We start from the raw sequence: 13,178 nt of genomic DNA, 5'->3' as shown, positions 1-13,178 counted from the left end.
GGTTATTTACCTCCCAGCGCCAAACCAAGCGCGATAGCAAAGCGATCGCCGCAGGCGGGAAGCGGCGGCTGCAGGCGGTGGATCACGCTCCAGCAATCAAAGCTATTTTCCGCCAACGGCAGGCTGCTACAGAGCTGGAACTGTTCATCGTTGAGGCGCGAGGTTAAGTGCGAGAAAGAGGGGGCTTCAGCGCATGGACAATAGCCCCAGCGCTCCTGGGTCGCCCATAACCACTGCGCGTCCCCCTGCCAGACCAATCCCTGAGTCGCGTCAGTAAGCCAGGGAAAAAAAGAAGTGAGAGCAGCCGCATCCGGCACGATCGCCGCCAGGCGCAGCTTCAGCCGCCGAGCCAGTTGACGCAGCGCGTCGATATCCAAACGCTGAGCCGCCGTCGCCTGCCAGCCATCGTTAGCCGCGCGGGCGGTGTAATCGATACACAGCGAAGAGGCAGGCATTTCCAGCTGACGCGCCATCGTACCCGCTATCCACATTGCTCTTTCGTTTTCCCGCAGCGACACCTGTGGCGCCGGCAACTGCTTTTGCAGAGTACGGCTGGCAGGAAGCGCAATGCACACCTGATGCTGTAACGGCAGCTCGCGGCGCCAATCACGTAACCGCTTCACCACCTCATTGATGTCAACGATGCTGCCCTGCGCCACCAGGCCGGGCGGCAGCGGAATTCGCCACCAGCGACGCAACGCCCAGCGTCCACGTTCGTACAATAGCGCCACTATGGCGACGCTATCCTGTTGAATGTGAATTCCTATACGCCAATTTCTGAAAGTCATGCTTAGATCTCCTTATCCGCGATTGCGATTCAAGGAGCAGCCTGGATATACCATGTGGCGAAATGGGGGCTTTTAGCGTCGATCGACACGCCGTCTGGAAGGCATAGCGCCAGCAAGCCGCCCCGTGGGGGTATATCAATGCTCCTGGCTTGCCTTTATACTACCGCGCGTTTGTTTATAAACTGCCCAAATAAAACTAAATGGGAATTCTCCGGTGAAGTTCGTAAAGTATCTTTTTATCCTTGCAGTTTGTTGCGTTCTGCTGGGAGCAGGCTCGATTTATGGCCTCTACAAATTTATAGAGCCGCAACTCCCCGACGTCGCGACCTTAAAGGATGTGCGCTTGCAGATCCCGATGCAGGTTTATAGCGCGGACGGCGAGCTCATTGCGCAATATGGCGAAAAGCGCCGCATCCCCGTCACTCTGCAGCAGATGCCGCCGGAGCTGATAAAAGCGTTTATCGCGACTGAAGATAGCCGCTTCTATGAGCATCATGGCGTCGATCCGGTGGGGATTTTCCGCGCCGCCAGCGTGGCGATGTTCTCAGGCCATGCTTCGCAGGGCGCCAGTACTATTACTCAGCAGCTTGCGCGTAACTTCTTCCTCAGCCCGGAAAAAACGATAACGCGTAAGATCAAAGAGGTTTTCCTCGCGATCCGCATCGAACAGCTGCTGAATAAAGACGAAATTCTCGATCTTTACCTCAATAAAATTTACCTCGGCTACCGCGCCTATGGCGTCGGCGCCGCCGCGCAGGTTTACTTCGGTAAAACGGTCGATCAGCTGACGCTGAGCGAAATGGCGGTCATCGCCGGTCTACCAAAAGCGCCTTCCACCTTTAACCCGCTCTATTCGCTGGATCGCGCGACCTCGCGTCGCAACGTGGTGCTGTCGCGTATGCTGGGCGAAGGCTATATCACCCAGGCACAGTACGATCAGGCGCGCAGCGAGGCGATTGACGCCAGCTATCACACGCCGGAAATCGCCTTCTCCGCCCCGTATTTGAGCGAAATGGTGCGTCAGGAGATGGTCAACCGCTACGGCGAGCAGGCCTACGAAGACGGCTATCGCGTCTACACCACCATCACGCGTAAAAACCAGCAGGCCGCACAGCAATCGGTGCGTAAAAACGTGCTCGATTACGACATGCGCCACGGCTATCGCGGCCCGGCCAACGTGCTGTGGAAAGTTGGCGAGACCCCGTGGGATAACAAAAAAATCCTCGATACGCTGAAAAAACTGCCGGGCGTCGGCCCGCTGGCGCCGGCGGTAGTCACCTCCGCGAACCCGCAGGAAGCCGTCGCGTTGCTGGGCAACGGCACGTCGGTGGCGTTAACGATGGATGGCGTCCGCTGGGCGCGTCGCTACGTTTCCGATACGCAACAAGGCTCGACGCCACGCAAAGTGACCGACGTCATTCAGACCGGGCAGCAAATTTGGGTGCGCAAAGAGGGCGACAAATGGTGGCTGTCGCAGGTGCCGGAAGTGAACTCCGCGCTGGTCTCTATCAACCCGCAAAATGGCGCGATTATCGCTCTGGTCGGCGGCTTTGACTTCAATCAGAGTAAATTCAACCGCGCTACCCAGGCGCTACGTCAGGTTGGCTCCAATATCAAGCCGTTCCTTTATACCGCGGCGATGGACAAAGGCTTAACCCTCGCCAGTATGCTTAACGATGTGCCGATCTCCCGCTGGGATGCCGGCGCGGGCTCCGACTGGCGGCCAAAAAACTCGCCGCCGCAGTACGCCGGCCCTATTCGTTTGCGTCAGGGATTAGGTCAGTCGAAGAACGTGGTGATGGTGCGCGCGATGCGCGCAATGGGCGTCGATTATGCGGCAGAGTATCTGCAGCGTTTCGGCTTCCCGGCGCAGAACATCGTCCATACCGAATCACTGGCGCTGGGTTCCGCTTCCTTTACCCCGCTACAGGTCGCCCGCGGCTACTCGGTAATGGCTAACGGCGGCTTCCTGATTAACCCGTACTTCATTAGCAAGATCGAGAACGACCAGGGCGGCGTGCTGTTTGAAGAGCGGCCTAAGGTCGCCTGTCCGCAATGTAATTCGCCGGTGATCTACGGCGATACGCCGAAATCCAACGTGCTGGAAAACCAGGATGTCGAAGAGGTCGCCACCTCTCAGGAGCCGCAAAACGGCGACGTCCCGCCGCAACCGCAGCTTGAGCAGGCTAATCAGTCGCTGGTCGCGCAAAGCGGCGCGCCGGAGTATGCCCCGCATGTTATCAACACGCCGCTGGCCTTCTTGATTAAGAGCGCGCTGAATACCAATATTTTCGGCGAACCGGGCTGGATGGGCACCGGCTGGCGTGCGGGCCGCGATCTGCAGCGTCATGATATCGGCGGCAAAACCGGTACCACCAACAGTTCGAAAGATGCGTGGTTCTCCGGATACGGTCCGGGCGTCGTGACGTCGGTGTGGATTGGTTTCGATGACCACCGTCGCGATTTGGGCCGTACCACCGCTTCCGGCGCGATTAAAGATCAGATTTCGGGTTATGAAGGCGGCGCTAAAAGCGCCCAACCGGCCTGGGATGATTTTATGAAACGGGTGCTGGAAGGCGTGCCGGAAGAGCCGTTAACGCCGCCGCCGGGTATTGTGACGGTGAATATCGACCGCAGTACAGGTCAACTGGCTAACGGCGGCAACAGCCGCGCCGAGTACTTCATCGAGGGCACGCAGCCTACCCATCAGGCAGTGCGCGAAGTCGGCACCACCATTACCGATAGCGGTGGCGAAACCCACGAATTGTTCTAATAAAAAAAGCGCCTGCAGGCGCTTTTTTTATGTCCGGATGAGACGCTTATAACTACAAACGCCCCTGCGCCTGTAGCCATTCACGCACCAGAAACAGCGCGCTGACGTTACGCGCTTCATTGAAGTCTTCTTCTTCCAGTAGAGACATCAGCTGCGACAGCGGCCAGCGCACCTGCGGCAGCGGTTCCGGCTCATCGCCCGGCAGCGATTCCGGATAGAGATCTTCCGCCACCATAATGTTCATTTTGCTGGAGAAATAAGATGGCGCCATGCTGAGCTTCTTCAGGAAGGTCAATTGACGCGCGCCGAAGCCCACCTCTTCTTTCAGCTCGCGGTTGGCGGCTTCCACGGCGGTTTCGCCGGGGTCGATAAGCCCTTTGGAGAAACCCAGCTCGTAGGATTCGGTGCCGACCGCATATTCGCGGATTAAAATAATGTGGTCGTCAACAATCGGCACAATCATTACGGCTTCACGCGCGGTGGGCCGCATGCGTTCATAAACGCGACGCACGCCGTTGCTGAACTCCAGGTCCACGCTTTCAACATTAAAAAGACGCGAACGCGCTACCGTTTCAACGTTGAGAATGGTGGGTTTTTGTAATGATTTGCTCATTGTCATCGGTCTATGCTGTGATTACAGAAGTCATTGTGCGATACGCAGCACGGTTTCGGCAATCCAAATTGCCACTAATTTACATAGTTGCAACGTTTTGCTTGCGATGCAAAGATTCATAAAGATAAAAAAGTCAATAGGTTGAATTTGTTTTGAGAATTTACCGATTCCTGAGTTTTCCCGTTTTTGATAAGCTTACATGCTGCTGCATTGCACAATAAAATTTCCTGCATTAGACAACATGTGCCGATAAACAATTAAAATTACTATGACGATGGGATGGGCATGGGCACCTTTCTGACCTTTTTCACAGCTCTGCTACTCTGTGTCTTGCTTATCGGGTGGTGGTATCGATCTCATGCCAGACGTCGTCGCCTCCCCTTACTGCAAGCCTTTAGCGACGCGACGACCCGCAAGCTTTCTGATGATGAACGCCAGGCGGTCGAAAAGTATCTCGATGGCCTCAGCCAGTCGCAACAGGTACCGGCGACCGGCGCCAGCGTCGCGCCTGTCGCCCTGAAACTGAATGAGCAGAGCGACACCGTTTATACCGTCACCCGCGCCGTCACCCGCTATGGCATTTCGTCTGATGAGCCCAACAAATGGCGATACTTCCTCGACTCGGTGGAGGTTCACCTGCCGCCGTTCTGGGAACAGCATATCAACGACGAGAACAGCGTCTCGCTGATCCCAACCGACAGCCTGCCGCTGGTGATTGTTCTCAATGACCACACCTTGCGCGACTATCCGCAGGAAGCCCGCAGCTACGCGCTTGAACGCGCATCGGCTACCCAGGCGTCGATTCGCGGTGAGGAGAGCGAGCAGGTCGAGCTGCTGAACATCCGCCAGGAAACTCAGGAAGAGCATGCTCTCAGCCGTCCTGACAGCCTGCGCGAAGGGATTATGATCGTCGCAGCCTTCCTGCTGTTCTATTGCTGTCTGATCTCCCCGGATGTCTTCGCGCCGTGGCTGCTCGGCGGCGGCGTGCTGCTGTTGGCCGCGGGCGTATGGGGCATTTACGCGCCGCCGCTGGCCGGTTCGCTACGCGAAATCCACTGCCTGCGCGGGATGCCGAAACGCTGGGGACTGTTTGGCGAGAACGACCAGGAACACGTTAATAATATTTCGCTGGGGATTATCGACCTTATCTATCCGCGTCACTGGCAACCGTGGATCGCCCAGGATCTGGGGCAGCAAACCGATATTGATATTTATCTTAACCGCCATGTTGTTCGCCAGGGGCGATTCCTGTCGCTGCACGATGAAGTGAAACACTTCCCGCTGCAGTACTGGCTGCGCAGCGCGATTATCGCCGCCGGCGCGCTGCTGGTCGTCATCATGCTGTGGATTAGCGTACCGCTGAATATGCCCTTTAAATTCACCCTCTCCTGGCTTAAGGGGGCGCAGACCATCGAAGCCACCACCGTCGGCCAGCTTGAGAAGGCGAAAGTACGAATCGGCGACACGCTGCAATTAAAAGGTACCGGGATGTGCAACATCCGTACGCCGGGCGCCTGGAGCGCGAAAGACGCGTCACCGTTTACGCCATTCGATTGTTCGCAGATTATCTGGAACGACGCGCCTCCCCTGCCGCTGCCGGAGTCCGATATCGTCGGGAAGGCCACGGCGCTGGTCCAGGCGGTACAGCGCCAGTTGCATCCTGACCCGGACGACGATTCGCACGTTAGCCCGGCATTACGTTCGGCAATTCAGAAATCAGGAATGGTGCTGCTGGATGACTTCGGCGATATCGTGCTGAAAACCAACGATCTCTGCTCGGCGAAAGATGACTGCGTGCGTCTGAAGAACGCGCTGGTCAACCTTGGCAATACCCGCAACTGGGAAGCGCTAACCAAACGCGCCACCGCCGGTAAGCTCGATGGGGTGAACGTATTGCTGCGCCCGGTAAGCGCCGAATCGCTGGAGAATCTGGTGACCACTTCCACCGCGCCGTTTGTGATGCGTGAAACCTCCCGTGCGGCGCAGGCGCTAAATAGCCCGGCCCCTGGCGGATTCCTGATCGCCAGCGATGAAGGCAGCGAACTGGTCAATCAGCCGTGGCCGGCTATCAGCCTGTACGATTATCCCGCCCACGAGCAGTGGGGCGAGCTGCAGCGCCTGGCGGGCATGTTGATGCACACGCCATTCCATGCGGAGGGGATTGTCACTAATCTTTATACCGATGCCAATGGCACCCAGCATATCAACCTGCACCGCATTCCCGATCGCAGCGGACTGTGGCGCTATCTTGGCACCACTCTGCTGCTGCTGGCGATGCTTGGTTGTATGGCGTGGCACGGCGTGCAGGCGATCCGTCGCTATCAGCGCCAGCGCCTGCGCATGGAAGAAATTCAAAAATATTATGAAAGCTGCCTGAATCCGGTTCTTATCCCTTCCCCGGATCATCAAGATTAATTCCTGCGCGACAGGGTGTGATACCCTGTCGCGCATTTCCCCCTCGCTGGAGACTCACCATGCAAATCAATATCGCGTGGCAGGAGGTTGATACCGTTCTGCTGGATATGGATGGTACGCTGCTCGACCTCGCCTTCGACAACTACTTCTGGCAAAAATTGGTCCCGGAAACCTGGGGCGCCGCGCGCGGACTCAACCTGCAGGAAGCCAAAGCGGCAATGCACCAGGAGTATCACGCCGTGCAGCATACGCTAAACTGGTACTGTCTTGATTACTGGAGCGAGCGACTGGGTTTGGATATTTGTGCGATGACCAGCGAGCAGGGACCGCGGGCAAAACTGCGGGAAGATACCGTGCCATTCCTTGATGCGCTGCGGGCCAGCGGCAAGCGCCGCATCCTGCTGACCAACGCGCACCCGCATAATCTGGCGGTGAAGCTCAAGCACACCGGTCTGGACGCGCACCTTGATTTATTACTTTCCACCCACACATTTGGTTATCCGAAAGAGGATCAGCGCCTGTGGCGCGCGGTGGCGGATGAAACCGGCCTTGATGCGCGCAAAACGCTGTTTGTCGATGACAGCGAGGCTATCCTGGACGCGGCGGCGCAGTTCGGTATTCGTTATTGCCTGGGCGTCACCAATCCGGATTCCGGCCTGGCGGAAAAACAGTATACCCGCCATCCCGGCGTGAACGATTACCGGCGGCTGATCCCTTCCCTGACTCCGGAGGAGAGGCCATGAAAGATAAGCCCGCAGAAAGCGTCAGGCTGGACAAATGGCTCTGGGCAGCCCGCTTTTATAAAACTCGCGCCATTGCGCGCGAAATGGTTGAAGGCGGCAAGGTGCACTACAACGGACAACGTAGTAAGCCGAGCAAAATCGTCGAGCTGAATGCCACCCTGACCCTGCGCCAGGGCAACGACGAGCGCACCGTTATCGTCAAAAGCGTTACCGAACAGCGCAGGCCAGCCAGCGAAGCCGTTATGCTGTACGAAGAGACGGCGGAGAGTATCGAGAAACGCGAAAAAGTGGCGCTGGCGCGTAAGCTGAATGCGCTCACGATGCCGCACCCAGACAGACGTCCGGACAAAAAAGAGCGCCGCGACCTGATGAGATTTAAACACGGCGACAGCGAATAACGCTGCCGCCAGCAAGAGAGATGATTATGACTCAACACGATCAATTACATCGTTATCTGTTTGAAAACTATGCCGTGCGCGGTGAACTGGTCACCGTATCGGACACGTTGGAACAGATCCTGGCCAACCATAGCTACCCGCAGCCGGTGAAAACCGTGCTGTCGGAGCTGCTGGTCGCCACCAGCCTGCTGACCGCCACGCTGAAGTTCGCCGGCGATATTACCGTTCAGCTGCAGGGCGACGGCCCGCTCTCGCTGGCGGTGATCAACGGCAATAACCAGCAGCAGCTGCGCGGCGTCGCTCGCGTTCAGGGTGAAATCCCGGAAGGCGCGGACCTGAAAACGCTGGTCGGCAACGGCTATCTGGTCATTACCATCTCTCCACAGGAAGGCGAGCGCTATCAGGGCGTTGTTGGCCTGGAAGGTGATACCCTGGCGGCATGCCTGGAAGATTACTTCCAGCGTTCCGAACAGCTGCCGACCCGTCTGTTTATTCGTACCGGCGAGCACGACGGTAAAGCGGTGGCCGGCGGCATGCTGCTGCAGGTGATGCCGGCTCAGGACGCGCAGCTTAACGACTTCGAGCATCTGGCGACCCTGACCGAGACCATCAAGGCGGAAGAGCTGTTCACCCTGCCGGCGACCGATGTATTATGGCGCCTGTACCATGAGGAAGAGGTGACGGTATACGACCCGCAAGACGTCGAGTTCAAATGCACCTGTTCTCGCCAGCGCTGCGCCGATGCGCTGAAGACGCTGCCGGATGAAGAAGTCGACAGCATCCTCGCCGACGAAGGCGAAATTGATATGCATTGCGACTACTGCGGTAATCATTATCTGTTCAACGCGATGGACATCGCCGAGATCCGCAATAACGCCTCGCCGGCGGATCCGCAGGTACACTAATCGCCCCTCTCGCCGGGCGTTGCCGGGTTTTTCTAACCCGCCGCGCCTGGCGTCAACTATTTCGACCGCGTGTTGAATCGATTTTCACTGAAAGAGTTACGTAACTTTCTTTCAAGAAAGCGATTACATTCACATTTCAGCAGTTTTTTTAATTACTTTTTAACCATTCGGAAACATCTATCGCCACCTGCGGCCGTTTTCCTGAGATAATCACGCGCACTTCGTGACAGGAGTCACTGTGTTTTTCGTAAGAAAGGCGTTTGTCGAGATACGTAAATCTATGAGCCTGGTCGCGGTCTATTCCCTGAAAGAAACCCTACAATTTAAAGCAGTACATATTGGCTAAGGAGCAGTGACATGCGCGTTAATAGTTTAACCCCGCAGGATCTCAAGGCTTACGGTATCAATGACGTCCAGGAAATTGTCCACAACCCGAGCTTCGATACGCTGTATCAGGAAGAGCTCGACCCGAAACTGGAAGGTTATGAGCGTGGCGTATTAACCAATCTTGGCGCCATCGCCGTCGATACCGGCATTTTCACCGGCCGTTCGCCGAAAGATAAATATATCGTCCGTGACGATACCACTCGCGATACCGTGTGGTGGTCTGATAAAGGCAATGGCAAGAACGACAACAAGCCGCTCTCCCAGGAAACCTGGCAGCACCTGAAAGGCCTGGTGACTCACCAGCTGTCGGGCAAACGCCTGTTTATCGTCGACGCCTTCTGCGGCGCCAACGCCGACACCCGCCTCAGCGTGCGCTTCATTACTGAAGTCGCCTGGCAGGCACACTTTGTTAAGAACATGTTCATTCGCCCGAGCGAAGAAGAGCTGGCAGCCTTCGAGCCGGACTTTATCGTCATGAATGGCGCTAAGTGCACCAACCCGCAGTGGAAAGAGCAGGGTCTGAACTCCGAAAACTTCGTGGCTTTCAACCTGACCGAGCGCATCCAGCTTATCGGCGGCACCTGGTACGGCGGCGAAATGAAGAAAGGGATGTTCTCGATCATGAACTACCTGCTGCCGCTGCAGGGCATCGCTTCGATGCACTGCTCCGCTAACGTCGGCGAAAAAGGCGATGTCGCCGTGTTCTTCGGCCTGTCCGGCACCGGTAAAACCACCCTCTCCACCGACCCGAAACGCCGCCTGATTGGCGATGACGAGCACGGTTGGGATGATGACGGCGTGTTTAACTTCGAAGGCGGCTGCTACGCGAAGACCATTAAGCTGTCGGAAGCCAACGAGCCGGATATCTATCACGCGATCCGCCGCGATGCGCTGCTGGAAAACGTCGTGGTACTGGCTGACGGCACCATCGATTTTGATGACGGTTCGAAGACCGAGAACACCCGCGTCTCCTACCCGATCGACCATATCGAAAATATCGTTAAGCCGGTGTCGAAAGCCGGTCACGCTACCAAGGTCATCTTCCTGACCGCCGATGCCTTTGGCGTATTGCCGCCGGTTTCACGCCTGACCGCTGACCAGACCCAGTACCACTTCCTGTCTGGCTTTACCGCCAAGCTGGCCGGTACCGAGCGCGGCGTCACCGAGCCAACCCCAACCTTCTCCGCCTGCTTCGGCGCCGCGTTCCTGTCGCTGCACCCGACGCAGTACGCTGAAGTGCTGGTAAAACGCATGCAGGCTTCCGGCGCCCAGGCCTACCTGGTCAACACCGGCTGGAACGGTACCGGCAAACGTATCTCAATTAAAGATACCCGCGCGATTATCGACGCCATCCTCGACGGTTCGCTGGATAACGCCGAAACCTTCACTCTGCCGATGTTCAACCTGCAGATCCCAACCGAGCTGCCGGGTGTCGATACCCATATCCTCGACCCGCGTAATACCTACGGTTCTCCGGAGCAGTGGCAGGAGAAAGCCGATCAGCTGGCGAAACTGTTTATTGAGAACTTCGAGAAGTATACCGATACCCCGGCCGGCGCTGCGCTGGTTGCGGCCGGTCCGAAGCGTTAATCAGATCGCAGAAACAACAAAGCCGGGCGATGCCCGGCTTGAGATTGATGACAAACCTCATGCAACCATTGGACTTACAGATTGCAAGAGACAAATAACAAGGAAAATCAATTTATTGATTTTCGGCTGATAACCACAAAGAAGGAAAAACCACGCTTTTTCCTTCTTTGTCAGCAGTCTGAAGCCGGGCGATGCCCGGCTTTTTTATATTTATACGCTAATCAACTCTCTTTCGCGGGCTTCGCCGGCGACAACGCGCGATGCACCGGAATCGGTAGCCAGGCGCGGATCAGCAGGCCGCCGCGTTCGCTGGTGCCAATCTCCAGTCGGCCGTTATGATTGTCGATAATACGCTGCACTATCGCCAGCCCCAGCCCGGTGCCGCTGGTGCTACGGGCGCTATCGCCGCGCACAAACGGCTGGAACAGATGTTCGCGCTGTTCCGGTTTAATCCCCGGGCCGTCATCTTCCACCTGGAACCAGGCGCGGCTGGCTTCGCTGCCGCTGCTGACTTTAATCCAGCCCTTACCGTAACGAGCGGCGTTCACCACCATATTGGCTAACGCGCGTTTGATCGACAGCGGATGCAGGCGCAGCGGAATTTCTCCGGCCTGCAGATCGGTGGCGATTTCCCGCTCGTAGCCGCTTTCGGCGGCGATCACTTCGCCTAACACGGCGTTGAGATCCGCAAGCTCCATCGGCATCTCCTGGCCGGTGCGCAGGTAATCAATAAACTGCTCGATGATGGCGTTGCACTCTTCGATATCTTTATTGATCGACTCGGCGAGATAGCCGTCCTGCTCGCCCATCATCTCCGTCGCCAGCCGGATCCGCGTCAGCGGCGTGCGCAAATCGTGGCTGACCCCGGCCATCAGCAGCGTACGGTCGTCCGCCAGCTGTTTGACCCCGGCGGCCATATGGTTGAAGGCGCGGGTCACCGAACGCACTTCTGACGCGCCGTATTCGCGCAGCGGCGGCGGAATAATCCCGCGCCCGACCTGCAGCGCGGCATGTTCAAGGTCGACAAGCGGCCGGTTCTGAATGCGGATAAATAGCCACGCGCCGCCAATGGCCAGCAGCATTATCGCCAGCGTATAGCGGAATAGCGGCGAGAAATCGCCCTGATGGATTTCAGTCAGCGGTACCCGCACCCAGATATTCGGCGACAGCCAGGTCTTCAGCCACACCACCGGCGAGCTTTTGTTGACCTCAACCCGCACTTCGGTCGGCCCGCCAAGCTGGTGCGCCATCTGCTGGCTTAAGAATTCATAATGCTGCGCCCAGCGCAGGCCTGCGTCTTCCGCCGCCTCATTGGAATAGAGCGAAATCCCCAGCTCGCGGTAAATTTCGCGGCGAAACGCCGGCGGTACCACCAGTTGAGTGCCGTCTTCCAGCTGCAGTTTATCGGTCATCAGCATACGGACTTCGTATGCCAACACCTTGTTAAACTGCTGCAGGCTGGGCAGGATCGCGAAATTCAGCACCACCAGATAGGTCGTCACCAGGCTGACGAACAGCAGGGTGACGATCAGTAACAGGGTGCGGGCAAATGAGCTTCGCGGCGAAAAACGCACGCGCTTCATGCCTTAGAACCGTCCGGTACGAAGACGTAGCCCAGTCCCCAAACGGTCTGGATGTAGCGCGGGTGCGCCGGATCTTCTTCCACCATGCGGCGCAGGCGGGAGATTTGTACGTCGATGGAGCGCTCCATCGCCGAGTATTCGCGGCCGCGGGCAAGGTTCATCAGCTTATCGCGGGACAGCGGCTCGCGCGGATGGCTAACCAGCGCTTTTAATACCGCGAACTCACCGCTGGTGAGCGGCATCGGCTCATCTTCACGGAACATCTCGCGGGTGCCGAGGTTCAGTTTGAACTTGCCAAAAGCAATCACCGCTTCTTCTTGCGATGGCGCGCCCGGCAGCTCGTTCGCCTGGCGGCGCAGCACGGCGCGGATACGGGCCAGCAGTTCGCGCGGGTTAAACGGTTTAGGAATGTAATCATCGGCGCCGATTTCCAGGCCCACGATACGGTCCACTTCTTCCCCTTTCGCCGTCACCATAATGATCGGCATCGGGTTGCTCTGGCTACGCAGACGGCGGCAGATAGATAAACCATCTTCGCCCGGCAGCATCAGATCCAGCACCATCAGGTGGAAGGATTCACGGGTCAGCAGGCGATCCATCTGTTCGGCGTTCGCCACGCTACGAACCTGGAAGCCCTGCTCGGTCAGATAACGTTCCAGCAGCGCGCGCAGGCGCATGTCGTCATCCACAACCAGAATCTTATAATTCTCTTGCATTGTTTGTACTCCCAAAGGTTCACTGCAATCGTTAGTGCGTATTCTTAAAAACCCACGCTAATACGACCAGCCAAATCTGGTATATATTCTAGTCGAAATTGTTACAAAGCATATTAAACAGCAGTTTATACCCGTCATTCTTCAAGTTGCACGTGCGTTGGCTGCGTGCGCTCACCCCAGTCACATAGTTATCTATGCTCCTGGGGATTCACACACTTGCCGCCTTCCTGCAACTCGAATTATTTAGGGTAAACCCGTCATTCTGAG

General features: G+C 57.0%; 10 protein-coding genes. 6 read left to right on the top strand and 4 right to left on the bottom strand.

Features of this window, described 5'->3' with window-relative positions; genetic code table 11:
• Positions 1 to 2: 2 nt before the first annotated feature.
• Complete coding sequence (pilM, locus tag AC22LX_RS18365) at positions 3 to 788, bottom strand: pilus assembly protein PilM (protein WP_045394850.1); 786 nt, start codon at positions 786 to 788, stop codon at positions 3 to 5.
• 214 nt (positions 789 to 1,002) lie between these two features.
• On the opposite strand from pilM, the gene mrcA reads away from it, so the two are divergent.
• Positions 1,003 to 3,561 (top strand): peptidoglycan glycosyltransferase/peptidoglycan DD-transpeptidase MrcA, encoded by a 2,559-nt coding sequence (mrcA, locus tag AC22LX_RS18360; protein ID WP_045394849.1) that lies wholly within the window; start codon positions 1,003 to 1,005, stop codon positions 3,559 to 3,561.
• A gap of 52 nt (positions 3,562 to 3,613) precedes the next feature.
• On the opposite strand, the gene nudE is transcribed toward mrcA, so the two are convergent.
• On the bottom strand, positions 3,614 to 4,174 hold the full coding sequence (nudE, locus tag AC22LX_RS18355) for an ADP compounds hydrolase NudE (protein WP_045394890.1): 561 nt from the start codon (positions 4,172 to 4,174) through the stop codon (positions 3,614 to 3,616).
• A gap of 285 nt (positions 4,175 to 4,459) precedes the next feature.
• Here nudE and AC22LX_RS18350 point away from each other — a divergent pair, with 285 nt between their 5' ends.
• The 5 genes from AC22LX_RS18350 (at position 4,460) to pckA (ending at position 10,612) form a co-directional block, all read left to right on the top strand.
• The gene (locus tag AC22LX_RS18350) at positions 4,460 to 6,589 is read left to right on the top strand and encodes an intracellular growth attenuator family protein (RefSeq protein WP_045394848.1); all 2,130 of its coding nucleotides are present in this window, start codon (positions 4,460 to 4,462) and stop codon (positions 6,587 to 6,589) included.
• 59 nt (positions 6,590 to 6,648) lie between these two features.
• Positions 6,649 to 7,332: a GMP/IMP nucleotidase gene (yrfG, locus tag AC22LX_RS18345; protein ID WP_045394847.1), complete on the top strand. Its 684-nt coding sequence runs from the start codon at positions 6,649 to 6,651 to the stop codon at positions 7,330 to 7,332.
• The gene (hslR, locus tag AC22LX_RS18340; protein ID WP_015369376.1) at positions 7,329 to 7,730 is read left to right on the top strand and encodes a ribosome-associated heat shock protein Hsp15; all 402 of its coding nucleotides are present in this window, start codon (positions 7,329 to 7,331) and stop codon (positions 7,728 to 7,730) included. The genes yrfG and hslR overlap by 4 nt, the downstream gene beginning before the upstream one ends.
• A gap of 26 nt (positions 7,731 to 7,756) precedes the next feature.
• Positions 7,757 to 8,635, top strand: a complete 879-nt coding sequence (gene hslO / locus AC22LX_RS18335) for an Hsp33 family molecular chaperone HslO (protein ID WP_015703666.1) — start codon at positions 7,757 to 7,759, stop codon at positions 8,633 to 8,635.
• 357 nt (positions 8,636 to 8,992) lie between these two features.
• Complete coding sequence (gene pckA / locus AC22LX_RS18330; protein ID WP_045375850.1) at positions 8,993 to 10,612, top strand: phosphoenolpyruvate carboxykinase (ATP); 1,620 nt, start codon at positions 8,993 to 8,995, stop codon at positions 10,610 to 10,612.
• A 221-nt stretch (positions 10,613 to 10,833) separates the two neighbouring features.
• Here pckA and envZ read toward each other — a convergent pair whose 3' ends face one another.
• Positions 10,834 to 12,195, bottom strand: coding sequence for a two-component system sensor histidine kinase EnvZ (gene envZ / locus AC22LX_RS18325; protein ID WP_015369373.1), 1,362 nt, complete (start codon positions 12,193 to 12,195; stop codon positions 10,834 to 10,836).
• A complete protein-coding gene (ompR, locus tag AC22LX_RS18320; RefSeq protein ID WP_001157751.1) occupies positions 12,192 to 12,911 on the bottom strand; it encodes an osmolarity response regulator transcription factor OmpR in 720 nt (239 codons plus the stop codon). Before ompR ends, envZ begins: the two co-directional genes overlap by 4 nt.
• Positions 12,912 to 13,178 lie beyond the last annotated feature (267 nt).

Source organism: Klebsiella sp. PK01 (genome assembly GCF_057624675.1).
Note: the sequence above shows the minus strand (reverse complement) of the source record. Positions and strands in the feature narration are given on the sequence as shown.